A 13473-nucleotide genomic window follows, 5' to 3' on the forward strand; every position below is an offset into this window, starting at 1 on the left:
CATATACCGTCATAGATCGTTCTTTTGATGGGAATTTACGCACATCTTGGATTTTTTGTTTTTGTTCTGAATCTAGTAATCCTTTTTCTAAAAGCGCATCGACAAGCGGATGTTCTGGAGCAATGGCACAATAGGTCACACCAAAAAGCGTGTCACAACGAGTTGTAAAGACCTCAAAGCTCTCTATGCCTGTCTTTTGCTTTGAATCTTCACTCAACATAAAAGCAAAGTTTAGCCCATTAGATTTCCCAATCCAATTATTTTGCATAGTGAGCACTTGATTTGGCCAATGCCCTTGCAATATTTGTAAATCATCAAGTAATTCTTGTGCGTATTGGGTAATTTTAATATAGTATTGATACATTTGTTTTTGCACTACAGGTGTATCACATCGCCAACATTTTCCCTCAATCACTTGCTCATTTGCTAACACAGTCTGATCATTTGGGCACCAATTCAAATGCGCCTCTTTACGATAAATAAGCCCATTTTCCCACATTTTGATAAAAAACTCTTGCTCCCAACGCGTGTATATACTATCGCAAGTAGCAAACTCCCTATCGCGTGAAAAACTTAACCCTAAAGATGCAAGTTCGGTACGCATAGTATCGATATTGGCATATGTCCATTGTTTTGGGTGAATCTTACGCGCTATAGCAGCATTTTCTGCAGGCATACCAAACGCATCCCAACCCATAGGGTGCAATACATTAAAGCCATTAAATCGATAGTGCCGTGCTAGCGCATCTCCTATGCAATAATTACGCACATGTCCCATATGAATTGCACCACTAGGATAGGGAAACATCGATAAAATATATTTTTTTGGCAATGTCCTATCATCATTTGGCTCAAAAACATTATTGTTTTGCCAAAATTCTTGCCATTTAGATTCTACGATCTTTGGTTCATACGCTCTCATAACAATCATACTCCAAATTTTTTGAGATTATAACAAACAGAATCTTACATTAAAAATAAAGACTTTTGTTTTGCAAAAATAGGTTTGTAAAGCTATAATGCCAACTTCACATTTGTTATTTTTTGCACAAACTAAAACTTCAAGCATAAAGGACTATATAATGACACAAAACTCCCTTGATACACTACTTATTCATGGTGGCATAACGACAGATTCTAAAACCGGTGCGGTAAATACTCCAATCTACCAAACCTCTACATATGCTCAAGTAGCATTAGGACAAAATCTAGGCTATGAATACTCACGCACCAAAAACCCCACACGAGATGGTATAGAAAGCCTTATTGCTGAACTAGAGGGTGGCAAATTTGGTTTTGCATTCGCTTCGGGTATGGCGGCTATTGGCACAATTTTAAGTCTTTTTCAAAGTGGAGATAAGATTCTCATCTCTAGCAATGTGTATGGTGGCACATTTAGAATCTTAGATAAGGTGTTTTGTAATTTTAATATCACATATGAAATTGTAGATATGCGCGATTACGCACTTTTAGAATCTGCCATAACTCCAGAAGTCAAGGCACTTTTTATAGAAACTCCTGCAAATCCATTAATGAGTGTCGTCTCGCTCCAAAAACTTGTCCAAATCGCTAAAGCCAAAAATATACTCACGATCGTAGATAATACCTTTATGACACCTTATCTTCAACGCCCATTAGAATTTGGTGTGGATATTGTGCTACATTCCGCTACCAAATACCTAGGAGGACATAGTGATGTAGTTGCAGGACTTGCAATCGTGCGTGATGAATCCCTTGCTCAAAAGATTGGTTTTTTGCAAAATAGCATAGGTGGTGTCCTTGCTCCATTTGATAGTTTTTTGCTTATACGAGGTATTAAGACATTAGGACTTAGAATGCAAAGACATTGTCAAAATGCCCTACAAATTGCAGAATTTTTACGTGCACATAATGGCGTAAAAAAAGTATATTATCCTGGCTTAAAAGATGATGAAGGATATAGCATCCACAATGAACAAGCACGCGGTGGCGGTGGTATGATAAGCTTTGAGCTACAAGAAACATATGATTACAAAAAGTTTTTTGAATCTACAAAGTTTATTGTTTTGGCTGAAAGTTTAGGTGGTGTAGAATCTCTTTTGTGTCATCCTGCCTCTATGACACACGCTTCTATTCCAGCAGAGATTCGAGCAAAAGTGGGTATCACGGATAATCTTATACGCCTTTCGGTAGGTATAGAATATGTCAATGACCTTATTGATGATTTGACACATGCCATAGAACAAGCCAAAAGATAATATGATGATTTACAAAAGTATCGCGCAACTTGTGGGCAACACTCCACTACTTGCATTACACAAACTTTCTATTCCAAATAACAACAAAATCCTAGCCAAATGCGAATTCTTTAATCCTGCGGGTGGGATTAAAGATCGCGTAGCATTTCATGTACTAAATACATTTAAAGCCGAGGGAAAACTCCACAAAGATTCTGTTATTATCGAAGCAACTGCAGGAAATACAGGGCTTGGGATTGCACTAGCAGCCATTGAATTTGGCTGCAAAGCTTTGCTTGTTGTGCCAGAAACATTTTCTATTGAGAAACAAGCGCTTATGCGTGCACTTGGTGCAGAAGTGATTAACACACCACAACAAGAAGGTATGCAAGGCGCAATAGAAAAAGCACAAGAACTCTTAGAAAGTATGCCAAATGCCATTGCTTTTGGACAATTTGAGAATCCACTAAACCCACAAGCACATATAAACACTGCAAAAGAAATTTATGCAGACACGCAAGGGAATATTGATTATTTTGTATGTGGCGTAGGCAGTGGTGGAAGCTTTAGTGGTATAGCACGTTTTTTAAAAGATAAAAATCCCTCAATTCAGGCTGTTTTGGCTGATCCGCTGGGATCTATCATAGGTGGAAATAAGCATGATGTAAAATCTCGCATAGAAGGCATTGGCAACACTTTTGTACCACACACTATGGATCTCTCTCTCATTGATAAGGTGTATAAAATTAGCGATCAAGAAGCCTATGATGGACTAAAACTTCTTGCACACACAGAAGGAGTATTGGCGGGAATCTCATCGGGAGCTTGTATTCATGCGTGTTTAGAACTTGCCAAGGAAGTTAAAGATAGTGTTATTGTAACAATCCTTGCTGATGATCTAAGCCGATATTTTAATCGTGAACTCTTTTAATGAACATAATGTAAGAAAAATAAAGTAATCGAATTTAAGGAAAAGATAGACTCCCCCCACCTCGTAGTGGGGATTGAGAGTGTTAGCCAAGTTGTGCTTTTAGCATCCAAATACTTTTTTGTAGTTGCGCACATTTATCATCAGCATATGCTGCAGTTACCTTATCTCCTGCTTCATCAGCGCTTTTTGAGAGAGCACTAAATGCACCAAGAAAATATTCATAATCACTCAAAATTGCCTTAGTGATCGCTTCAGACCTAAAACTATGCGCGCTTTCTTCCTTGATCTTTGCAACCTTTAGTATCTCTGCAAGGGTTATGTATGGCACACCACCTAATTGTAATACACGCTCTGCCACATCATCAAAGACATCAGCAAAGTTTTCATAAATTTCTTGTGTTGCCTCATGTGTAGGGTGAAAATCCATACCCTTAACATTCCAATGATAGTTATGCACTTTGATATAAAATACCTGTGCATCTGCCTGAATCTGTTTAAGTTGATCGATAATATTACTCATCGTATCCTCCTTGTGTATTAATTTCTTAAAAAGATTTAAGATGCACACATTCTAACAAGAATTTAGTAAATAAGAATTGTAATAAATAATAATTTTTATCATTTAATATTTTTTATGGTATCTTTGTAATTTTTTTTAAATACTTTTGTTTTTACATTCTACTTTTTAATAAAGTTTTTAGTTTTTTAGACTACAATGCCTAGAATTTTACATTGACTTGAGGAGTTGTGATGAAAAAAATATACACCCTACTTATAAGTGGGTTTATAGCTTTGACTTTTTTTGGTTGTCCTAGCAAAAATGAGTTAGGCAATACTTCTGATTTTGGTCTTAAGGGTGCACCAAATTGGGTGCTTGGTAAATCTGATGCAGATTTATATGGTGTGGGTAGTGCGCAAATTAAGAATAATAAAGTAGATTGGGCTATCAAAGAGGCTACAATTAAAGGCACAGCGGAGTTAGCAACCACACTTCAAGGCAAAATAGAGCAAAAAGCACGCATCTTAGAATCTAATGGTGAAAGTGAAAGCGTAATAGCCATTAGACAAAGTGTTGAGGCACTTCTCCCAGGCGCTAGCCGAACGGATACTTGGATAAGTGAAGGTGGAATGGTATTTGTAAAAATACAAATCAAAAAACTAGATAATGAGACATTACAAAAAAATCTCTCCGCCCTACAAAAAATTGATCAAGAAGCAGCTAAAGCACTTGCACAAACAGTTGATGACTTGTTGCAATAATGTTTTTGGAGTCATTTTTGACTCTACTCTCTTAAACACAAACTATGAAAAATCTCATTTTTGGTCCCGTTATTTCTCGTAGATTCGGATATTCACTAGGGATTGATCTCTCGCCTACCAAAAAACAATGCAATTTTGACTGCCTTTATTGTGAGCTACAAGGTGCTAAACCTCAAGATTCTATGGATGAAGCTATCCCTGTGCATGAATATGTCAAAGCTATTTCACATTATCTTGCTACATATACAGAACAAAAACTTGATGTTTTAACCTTCACTGCAAATGGTGAGCCTACACTCTATCCACATCTTTTAGAGCTTATCAAGGCTATAAAACCTCTTTTGCCTCCACGTATCAAAACACTTATTTTAAGCAACGGATCACTCTTTTGGCAAAAAAATGTAAGAGAGGTACTTTTAGAATTTGACATTATCAAATTTTCCCTAGATTCACTAAATCCAAAGGTGTTTAATCGTATAGATCGCCCACATAAAAGTCTAAGTCTTGAATCTATCAAAGATGGTATCACTTCGTTTGCCAAAGAATTTACCCAAAAAACCAATGGCAAGCTTATAGGCGAAATTTTACTCCTTAAAGGTATCAATGATGCACCACAATACGCAGAGGAACTTGCACAATTCCTCTCTCACATTCCCCTCTCGCGCCTTGATATAGGCACTCTTGATCGTCCTCCAGCGCACAAAGCTACGCCACTAAGCGATAAAGAGATTCAAGTCTTTGCCTCATATTTTAAAGGAATTTGTGTGTATATCCCTAAACGCACACCAAAAGATTCACATACACAAAAACGTAGCCTCAATACACAAGAATTAATCCAAGCCCTTAGTATGCGTCCCCTAACCCAAGAAGATATGCAGATACTTTTTTCTAAAGACACTCTTAACCTAGCCAATACCCTTGTCAAAGAGAATCTCCTTGTTTGGGAGCAAGTAGGTAATATAGCTTTTTTGCGCCCTATAGAGAGTGCACCCAAATAAAAAGTATTTTTTATAATTGCTTTGTTACAATATCTACTTTAAGATCTCTCTTACACAAGGTTAGTGCATTATGCAAGAATATATCCGCAATTTTTCCATTATCGCTCATATTGATCATGGTAAATCTACGCTTGCTGATCGTTTGATTCAGGAGTGTGGGGCAGTTACACAAAGAGAAATGGTAAGCCAAATCATGGATACTATGGATATCGAAAAAGAACGCGGTATCACGATCAAAGCACAATCTGTGCGTTTAGAATACACTTACAATACTAAGACATACATTCTTAACCTCATTGACACGCCCGGTCATGTGGATTTTAGCTATGAAGTCTCAAGATCGCTTAGCTCATGTGAGGGGGCTTTGCTTGTCGTTGATGCCTCACAAGGCGTAGAAGCCCAAACAATCGCAAATGTCTATATTGCACTTGATAATAACCTTGAAATTATTCCGATTATAAACAAGATTGATCTTCTAGCCGCGGATGCCCCAAAGGTTAAAGATGAAATAGAATCTACCATAGGACTAGATTGCACAAACGCCCTAGAAGTCAGCGCAAAAAGTGGTGTGGGCATACGTGAACTCTTAGAATCTATTATCACGCGCATTCCTCCGCCTAGTGGTGATGAAAATGCCCCAACAAAAGCGCTCATTTATGATTCATGGTTTGATAACTATTTGGGAGCTTTGGCGCTTGTGCGACTAAAAGATGGGAATCTATGTGTAGGACAAGAGATTCTTATTATGAGTAGTGGCAAACGATATGAAGTGCTTGGACTATATTATCCCCACCCCGTCCAAAAAATTGCTACACAAAAAATTACTTGTGGCGAAATAGGTATCGTATCTTTAGGACTAAAATCCCTAACAGAGTTAGCCGTTGGTGATACAATTACAGATTCTAAACAACCCACAAAAGAACCCATAGAGGGCTTTAAACCAGCTAAACCTTTTGTCTTTGCGGGACTATATCCTATCCAAACCGATAGATTTGAAGATTTACGTGACGCACTTAATAAACTTAAACTCAATGATTCTGCCTTGCAATTTGAACCAGAAACTTCCATAGCACTTGGATTTGGGTTTAGGGTTGGATTTTTGGGACTTTTGCATATGGAGGTCGTCAAAGAACGACTAGAGCGTGAATTTGATTTACAACTCATTGCCACCGCACCGACTGTGATTTATGAAGTCTATGGAACCGATGGATCACTCACACTCGTGCAAAACCCTAGCCAACTCCCAGAAGTGCAAAAAATTGCCAGTATCAAAGAACCATATGTCCGCGCACATATCATCACACCAAGTGAATATTTGGGCAATATCATCACTCTTTTATCCAACAAACGAGGAGTGCAAGAAAAAATGGAATACCTCACACCAGAACGCGTAATGCTTGAATATGCCCTACCAAGCAATGAGATTGTAATGGATTTTTATGACAAGCTCAAATCCTGCACCAAAGGCTATGCAAGTTTTGATTATGAGCCTATAGGATACAGGGAGGGCAAGCTTGTCAAGCTTGATGTGCGTGTAGCAGGAGATGTAGTCGATGCACTCTCTATCATAGTTGATACTTCCAAAGCCTATGAAAAAGGCAGGGCACTCGTGGAAGCTATGAAAGAATTAATCCCAAGGCAACTTTTTGAAGTAGCAATACAAGCTAGTATTGGTAATAAGATTATCGCACGAGAAACAATTAAATCTATGGGCAAAAATGTAACGGCAAAATGCTATGGGGGTGATATTACACGAAAACGAAAGCTTTTAGAAAAACAAAAAGAAGGCAAAAAGCGTATGAAAGCTATTGGTAAAGTAGAATTACCACAAGAAGCCTTTTTGGCAGTGCTAAAGGTGGATTGAGACAAATGTAGCAAGGAAAGGGTATGCTAGAATTTAATGATGAGACCATGAAGCGATATTCGCGACATTTTGTATTGCAAAATGTCGGTGTAGAAGGACAAAAAAAACTCGCACAAGCACAGGTATTTATCACGGGAGCAGGAGGACTTGGCTCACCTATTGCATTATATCTCGCAGCTGCAGGTGTTGGTCGCATAGGCATTATTGATGATGATGTGATCGACCTTAGCAATCTTCAGCGACAAATCCTCCATACGACACCAGAAGTTGGCACACCAAAAGTGCAAAGCGCAAAGCAAAAACTCCATGCCATTAACCCGCATATCCAAATTGATACCTATCAAGAACGATTGAATGCACAAAATATCACAAAACTTATAGAATCCTATGATGTCATAGTTGATGGCACGGACAATTTTGGCACAAAGTTTCTCATCAATGATGCGTGTGTTATGCTTAATAAACCCTATTCTTATGGTGGGATACTACGATTTAGTGGGCAAACTATGAGTATCAAACCTAATGAAAGTGCTTGTTATGCATGTGTATTTCACTCTCCACCACCTCCAGATTCTGTGCCTACATGCTCAAGTGCGGGCATTCTTGGATCGGTGGCTGGCATGTTGGGGAGCATTCAAGCTACTGAAGTGCTTAAAATGCTTTTAGGTATAGGAGAGCCACTTTATAACACAATCCTTAGCTTTGATGCGCTAAATATGGAGTTTCGCAAAATATGTGTGAGTAAAAATCCGCAATGTCGTGTTTGTGGCAATGGCGGTCCAAAAACTCTAAGCGATTATGAACAAGCATCGTGTTGGGAGTTGTAAATTCTAAAGTGTATGCAAAAACCTTTGTTTTACTACTTCCAAATCAAAAACTCCATTTTTTGCACGATCATTGAGTGTAGTAAAAATTTCTTCGAGCATTACAGAATCTATGCCATAATCTCGAGCGTTTGTGCTGACCCCAAGAGCAGAAAAGAGTCCTTTAATCTCTCTAGTCAATGGATTCAAAATCTCTCGTATTTCACCAGAAGGCAAACAATCTAGTAATAATGGGATACTAAAGCTACAAGCCAATCCGTGTGATATGCCAAAACGCATCGTAAGAGGATAACTTATAGCGTGTGCCAAGGCAGTTTGTGTATTTGAAAATGCCAAAGCTGCATACATACTTGCACGCATCATGTCACTTCGCAATGTTACCGAATCTAAATCCTTGATAAGCTTAGGAAGTGTGTGCACAATAAGCTTTATAGAATCTATAGCATATTGTGTAGAAATAGGGTTAGCATTCTTATTCCATAGCGATTCGCATGCATGAGAAAGTGCGTCAAGTCCTGTTGTTATAGTATTTTCTTTACTCAAGCTTCGTGTAAGATTTACATCATATAATGCAGTGCGTGGATATAAATTCTCATCTTGTAGGGAATACTTTATCATATTATGGCTATCCCAAATTGTCGCCCACTTGGTTAGCTCACTCCCCGTCCCAGCGGTTGTAGGAAAGGCAAAAATTGGTCTTGATACCACCGATGTATTTGTAGTTTTTATCTCTAACTGACCATTAGATACCGCAATATCACCACACACACTCAAAAATTTTGCACTATCTAGCACACTACCACCGCCAATAGCAAGAATACTTGTAAAATCCCATAAATCACTCTTTAACCTCAAAAGATCTGTTAATTCTGGGTTTGGCAGGATAGAATCTACCACCGCCACCATCTTAGAACCTAAGATTTCTTGTATCTTTTTTGTCAATCCTCTTTTACTAAACCCGCTTGAAGTAACTAATAAGATCGCTTCAGATTCTATCTTTTGACACCAATCTAGCAATTCTACACCAAACTCTATTCTTACTGGATTATAATAACTAAATGTCACTTTATACTTTCGCTAAAAAATTCTGTAATCGTATAGCAACTTCTTTAGGTGTAATCTTAGGACGCCCTAAAGGTTCCTTACTTCCCTTTGCTATACGCAAATACATAAACCATGCACCACCACCCTTGCAACGCACAAATTCATTTAAAACTTCCTCAAGTTCAGTGCAAGTATTTACAGATCTAATAACCTCATATCCACATGCTCTAGCAATCGCACAAAAATCAACGAAAGGTGCAAGATTAAATTGCCCACCAGTGCTATCATGACTTTGATTATCAAGTAAGATATGACAAAAATTCCCTGCATCATGAACCTTAGCATAATACGCATTGGTGCTTAAACTTCCTAGACGCATAAGTAATGCCGAATCACCATCAACCGCCATAACTTTTTTATGACTCTTTAATGCAATACCGAGTCCCAAAGCTCCAACACAACCCATAGAACCAACCATATAAAGCTGATTCTCCCTATCGTCTAATTCATAGAGTTCACGCCCACATTTTCCTGTAGTCGCTAAAAGGACGCTTTTTGAATCCGTAGCAATACGCTGTATGAGCTCTAAAGCTTGTATGCGAGAAGGCAAAGCTTCATAAGATCGCATATCTTTATTCATACACAAATCTTGTATTGGATTTACTTCCAAGGCAATCTTGACAAAAGTCTTATCACGCACAATAAAAAAGCAACTTTTACCAGTCTGCAATATCTCTAAAGCTTTGTATATTTGGGTTCTAGCTTGTGATAATTCTGCATGCAAAAACATATATTCTATTTCGCAAGTATGCAAAAGCTTATCAGTAATCACACCCAGTAACTCATGCTGTGGTTCATCAGTATTATTTCCAAATTCATCACGCTCACCACGCAAAGATACAAAACCTAAAATAGGAATACTAAATGGATAATTTAAGCTTGTAAGGGGCGAAAGCGCATTGCTTAATCCGCTATTTTGCATAAGCACTACACCAAAAGTATTTCTTCTATCGCTAAAGTCATCTAAAACCATGTTAGATTCTAAACTTGCTAGAGTGATACCACTTGCTATAGCGATAGCTTCTCCTTCATTGTTTGCCATAATAAACCGCCTCTTGTTAATAGCATAATTAATAAGAGGCGAGAGATACGAACAAGGAACACCACTAAAATCCCTAAATCCACACTCTTCCAAAATCTCTCCAAATGCATACACATCTAACATATCATTCCTTTTATTGTCAATACCTACCAGATCTGATACTGCTCTACACGAGTTTGATAATCGCTATACTCAAATGATCTCCAATAGGAACTTTGAATGCAGAACCAAGATTGTGATTTTTTAAAAATTCATTAACTGCTTCCTTAACCCCAACATAACCTTGCGAGAAATACTCATGTATCAATATCACACCTCCTCTTACCATTTTTGGATAAAAAAATTCTAATCCAGCTAATATAGGTTCATACAAATCACAATCAAGATTCACAAAACAAAACTTATCCTCTTCTAAGTCTTGTGCACTTTGTGGAAACCATCCCTTTTTGATGATACATTTATCTTTGTGAGGCATTTTGGCAAGCACCAATTCTATACTCGTATTGGAAAAATGTCTTTGTCCCAAATCTTTGCCCATTGTGCCATCACGATCCTGTTTTAAATCTTGCACACTAAAGCCCTCAAAAGTATCGAACAAATACAAATTTCTATCTGCAAATGCTTCATTAATCACACGTGCAAAATCTCCACGATACACACCAACTTCTGCCACACTTCCATGCATTTCTCTATCATATACCTCTTTAGCAAAATCTTTTACAAATGCTTCTCGTGCCTTTACGCTCAACTCGATATAACTTACATCAATCTTTTGTTCACAAATACCCATACCACGTAATTGATCTGCAATCTCATATAGTCCAGTAAATGTCCCCACGACAATCTTATCAAATGCTAAAGTTGTAATTCTAGTAGCGGGATAAATAGGTATTCCCCCCCCCCCCCGACAAGGTAGTATCCAATATAACATTCTTGCCTTCCTTTAATGGATCATTATCGATAAAACACACAATTTCCTTGCCTTCATGATACAGGGCACTCCCTATAAGCCTACCACAATTACCTGCACCAAAAACAATAACTTTTTCCATGATTTTTCTCCTTTAATATAATTTCCTTACATCTATGATGCCCAAACACTCTCCTTATATCGTCCCTGGGATCAAAGAGAGAATCTCTTTTACGCTCATACATCGCCCTTCAATTTCTAAGCTTCTATCATGTGTCAAAATCCCTTCTGCCACTTCTTTCATGGCTACAAAAGATGCCCTTAACAAATGATTAGCATAAATTATAATATTGGCTCCTGCTTCACTGAGCTCTTGTGCTGTAATAGCATTAAAGCTTGTAGGCACTACCACAATGGGTGTTTGTGTATCCTGTATTCGAAATTTCTGAATAAATTCTAACACTTCATCAGGAGATTTCTGGCGTGAGTGAATCATTATGCCATCAGCTCCAGCTTGCACATATGCAAAAGCACGTTTAAGCGCATCATCTTGTCCCTTTTCTAAAATAAGTGACTCGATACGTGCGATGATCATAAAATCACTCGTAATCTGTGCGCGTTTACCAACACGGATTTTGTCACAAAAATCATCGATACTATCTTGAGTCTGATCTACATCATTGCCAAGCAAAGAATTTTTCTTTAGCCCTGTTTTATCCTCAATAATCACCGCACTTACGCCCGTTCGTTCAAGGCTACGCACCGCAAATCCAAAATGCTCGATTTTTCCACCCGTATCGGCATCATAAATAAGTGGCTTGGAAGTAACTTCAAAAATATCATTAATAGTATGCAATCGACTTGTAAGTTCTACCGCTTCAATGTCTGGCTTACCCCTAGAAGTTGAATCTGTGAGTGATGAACTCCAAAAACCATCAAATTCCAATTTCACTCCATATTTTTGCACAAAAATATTTTGAGCAATAAGTGCTGAAATCGCCGAGTGTGCTTCAAGAATTCTCAAAGGTTTCTTGGCAGCAATCAAGCGTCTAAGTAAAGAAAGTCTAGCATTTGTAGAAATTCCTATTGCACGAGCATCAGCGTTAAGTTGCGTAGAACTAATGCCTTCTGTATAAGCTGGTTCAATAAGTTCCCCATATCCGAGATCTTGTAATGTATCTAACACATTTTGTCTTGTCTTGGCTTGTGCTCCACTTTTCCAATCATCGCCATGTATCACATATCTAGGTCTCAATGCACGAATATTTTCTTCATAACTAAGACTTGTTTGTGGAATCACGCGATCAATATATCTCAAATTTTGTATTACTGCTTTTCGCTGATTATAATTCATATATGGCACACGCTTATAAGAAGCAATTGCTGCATCTGTAAGTAATCCAACAACTACCTCACCATCTATGGAGTCAGCATAATCTCTGGCAATTTTTAGGATATTTATATGTCCTGGATGAATCAAATCTGCACTCATCGCAACATATACACTCGGGGTCTTCATGCTGCCTCCTTATCCTTATGTGCATAGGCACACTTAGTCGCAATAGACAGATAAGAGTGATGTGTATAGGTGTTTTTAGGGAATACAATTATAACTATATATCTATTTACCCCCCCCCCTCTACATGAATCTATTAATCTAGCAATAACACGAATAAAATAATCATCCTCATATCTATCACTCTGTGTGAATGGAGCAAAACCTCGAGACTCTTTAGCGTAAAGAATCTGAAAACTTCTAGAATCTGATTGCATAATGCGTATATCCTCCAAAAGATCTTCAAGTGTCACAAAACGTCGATAATGCGATTCATAAATAAAAGCATTTTCTTCATCCTGTACACGCTCACCTTTTTGATACAAGGAATTTTGGACACCTCGTGTTTCAATAGCAAGAATTCCATCATAATCAAGGTAGTTTGGTATCTGTGCAAAAAGCTCACATTGTTGTGCATATGTAATAGAATGTAAGCTAAATCGTGAATACATGCAATCATATGGAGGGCGCAGAGAATCTATGTGTTGAAGTTGGCTAAAATCCCCGCACACAAACCTGCAAGACTCATCGCCAAAACGATTATTAAGATACTTCATCTCATCTTGGATCTGATCTATGGCAGTTGTATCTATGGCAGACTTAGCAAAATACACACTATCACGCCCATTACCACAACCTAATTCCAATAAACGAGCATGTGGTTTGAGATAATTCTCACGCACAAATGCACTAAAAAGAGAGTTAGTGGCATTATGTTTGTGGGATTTATAATAATCTTTCCAATATTGTATATCCATTAGCGCTCCTT

14 protein-coding genes are annotated in these 13473 nt (G+C 37.9%); 6 read left to right on the forward strand and 8 right to left on the reverse strand.

Annotated features, from left to right (window positions below; all coding sequences use genetic code 11):
- The coding region (locus C6H22_RS07385) for a class I tRNA ligase family protein (RefSeq protein ID WP_158654668.1) at positions 1–931 on the reverse strand (931 nt) is incomplete at its 3' end.
- 151 nt (positions 932–1082) lie between these two features.
- Here C6H22_RS07385 and C6H22_RS07390 point away from each other — a divergent pair.
- Both C6H22_RS07390 and C6H22_RS07395 read left to right on the forward strand, forming a co-directional pair.
- Entirely contained in the window at positions 1083–2237 is a 1155-nt protein-coding gene (locus tag C6H22_RS07390) for a trans-sulfuration enzyme family protein (RefSeq protein ID WP_104694649.1), read from the forward strand.
- A 4-nt stretch (positions 2238–2241) separates the two neighbouring features.
- The gene (locus tag C6H22_RS07395; RefSeq protein ID WP_104694650.1) at positions 2242–3147 is read left to right on the forward strand and encodes a PLP-dependent cysteine synthase family protein; all 906 of its coding nucleotides are present in this window, start codon (positions 2242–2244) and stop codon (positions 3145–3147) included.
- Between the two features lie 82 nt (positions 3148–3229).
- Here the strand turns inward: C6H22_RS07395 and C6H22_RS07400 are convergent, their stop codons facing one another.
- Complete coding sequence (locus C6H22_RS07400) at positions 3230–3667, reverse strand: Dps family protein (protein WP_104694651.1); 438 nt, start codon at positions 3665–3667, stop codon at positions 3230–3232.
- A 230-nt stretch (positions 3668–3897) separates the two neighbouring features.
- Here C6H22_RS07400 and C6H22_RS07405 point away from each other — a divergent pair, with 230 nt between their 5' ends.
- The 4 genes from C6H22_RS07405 (at position 3898) to C6H22_RS07420 (ending at position 8096) form a co-directional block, all read left to right on the forward strand.
- Positions 3898–4407, forward strand: coding sequence for a hypothetical protein (locus C6H22_RS07405; RefSeq protein WP_104694652.1), 510 nt, complete (start codon positions 3898–3900; stop codon positions 4405–4407).
- Between the two features lie 44 nt (positions 4408–4451).
- The gene (locus C6H22_RS07410) at positions 4452–5405 is read left to right on the forward strand and encodes a radical SAM protein (protein WP_104694653.1); all 954 of its coding nucleotides are present in this window, start codon (positions 4452–4454) and stop codon (positions 5403–5405) included.
- A gap of 70 nt (positions 5406–5475) precedes the next feature.
- Positions 5476–7269: a translation elongation factor 4 gene (gene lepA / locus C6H22_RS07415; RefSeq protein ID WP_104694654.1), complete on the forward strand. Its 1794-nt coding sequence runs from the start codon at positions 5476–5478 to the stop codon at positions 7267–7269.
- Positions 7270–7292: 23 nt separating this feature from the next.
- Positions 7293–8096 carry a HesA/MoeB/ThiF family protein gene (locus C6H22_RS07420; RefSeq protein WP_104694655.1) on the forward strand — a complete coding sequence of 268 codons (804 nt, stop codon included), beginning with the start codon at positions 7293–7295 and terminating at the stop codon, positions 8094–8096.
- A gap of 3 nt (positions 8097–8099) precedes the next feature.
- Here the strand turns inward: C6H22_RS07420 and C6H22_RS07425 are convergent, their stop codons facing one another.
- Genes C6H22_RS07425 through C6H22_RS07445 form a run of 6 tightly spaced genes read right to left on the reverse strand, consistent with a single transcriptional unit; the run spans position 8100 to position 13462 of the window.
- Positions 8100–9158: a phosphonoacetaldehyde reductase gene (locus tag C6H22_RS07425; protein ID WP_199769825.1), complete on the reverse strand. Its 1059-nt coding sequence runs from the start codon at positions 9156–9158 to the stop codon at positions 8100–8102.
- 1 nt (position 9159) lies between these two features.
- Positions 9160–10362 carry a phosphonopyruvate decarboxylase gene (aepY, locus tag C6H22_RS07430; protein ID WP_104694656.1) on the reverse strand — a complete coding sequence of 401 codons (1203 nt, stop codon included), beginning with the start codon at positions 10360–10362 and terminating at the stop codon, positions 9160–9162.
- 43 nt (positions 10363–10405) lie between these two features.
- Positions 10406–11170, reverse strand: coding sequence for a TylF/MycF family methyltransferase (locus tag C6H22_RS07435; RefSeq protein ID WP_233707087.1), 765 nt, complete (start codon positions 11168–11170; stop codon positions 10406–10408).
- Entirely contained in the window at positions 11109–11291 is a 183-nt protein-coding gene (locus C6H22_RS08950) for a hypothetical protein (RefSeq protein WP_233707088.1), read from the reverse strand. The genes C6H22_RS07435 and C6H22_RS08950 overlap by 62 nt, the downstream gene beginning before the upstream one ends.
- A gap of 54 nt (positions 11292–11345) precedes the next feature.
- Complete coding sequence (gene aepX, locus C6H22_RS07440; RefSeq protein ID WP_233707089.1) at positions 11346–12668, reverse strand: phosphoenolpyruvate mutase; 1323 nt, start codon at positions 12666–12668, stop codon at positions 11346–11348.
- Positions 12665–13462, reverse strand: a complete 798-nt coding sequence (locus C6H22_RS07445) for a class I SAM-dependent methyltransferase (protein ID WP_104694657.1) — start codon at positions 13460–13462, stop codon at positions 12665–12667. The genes aepX and C6H22_RS07445 overlap by 4 nt, the downstream gene beginning before the upstream one ends.
- Between the last annotated feature and the right edge of the window lie 11 nt (positions 13463–13473).

The organism is Helicobacter equorum (assembly GCF_900198655.1).
Taxonomy (GTDB): Bacteria; Campylobacterota; Campylobacteria; order Campylobacterales; family Helicobacteraceae; genus Helicobacter_F; species Helicobacter_F equorum.

Excerpts from the sequence above, each read along its gene's own strand:
- C6H22_RS08950 (WP_233707088.1), bottom strand. The coding sequence starts at position 11,291 with ATGGAAAAAGTTATTGTTTTTGGTGCAGGTAATTGTGGTAGGCTTATA.
- C6H22_RS07395 (WP_104694650.1), top strand. The coding sequence starts at position 2,242 with ATGATTTACAAAAGTATCGCGCAACTTGTGGGCAACACTCCACTACTT.
- C6H22_RS07390 (WP_104694649.1), top strand. The coding sequence starts at position 1,083 with ATGACACAAAACTCCCTTGATACACTACTTATTCATGGTGGCATAACG.
- C6H22_RS07410 (WP_104694653.1), top strand. The coding sequence starts at position 4,452 with ATGAAAAATCTCATTTTTGGTCCCGTTATTTCTCGTAGATTCGGATAT.
- C6H22_RS07405 (WP_104694652.1), top strand. The coding sequence starts at position 3,898 with ATGAAAAAAATATACACCCTACTTATAAGTGGGTTTATAGCTTTGACT.
- lepA (WP_104694654.1), top strand. The coding sequence starts at position 5,476 with ATGCAAGAATATATCCGCAATTTTTCCATTATCGCTCATATTGATCAT.
- aepX (WP_233707089.1), bottom strand. The coding sequence starts at position 12,668 with ATGAAGACCCCGAGTGTATATGTTGCGATGAGTGCAGATTTGATTCAT.
- aepY (WP_104694656.1), bottom strand. The coding sequence starts at position 10,362 with ATGTTAGATGTGTATGCATTTGGAGAGATTTTGGAAGAGTGTGGATTT.
- C6H22_RS07445 (WP_104694657.1), bottom strand. The coding sequence starts at position 13,462 with ATGGATATACAATATTGGAAAGATTATTATAAATCCCACAAACATAAT.
- C6H22_RS07400 (WP_104694651.1), bottom strand. The coding sequence starts at position 3,667 with ATGAGTAATATTATCGATCAACTTAAACAGATTCAGGCAGATGCACAG.
- C6H22_RS07435 (WP_233707087.1), bottom strand. The coding sequence starts at position 11,170 with ATGTTATATTGGATACTACCTTGTCGGGGGGGGGGGGGAATACCTATT.
- C6H22_RS07420 (WP_104694655.1), top strand. The coding sequence starts at position 7,293 with ATGCTAGAATTTAATGATGAGACCATGAAGCGATATTCGCGACATTTT.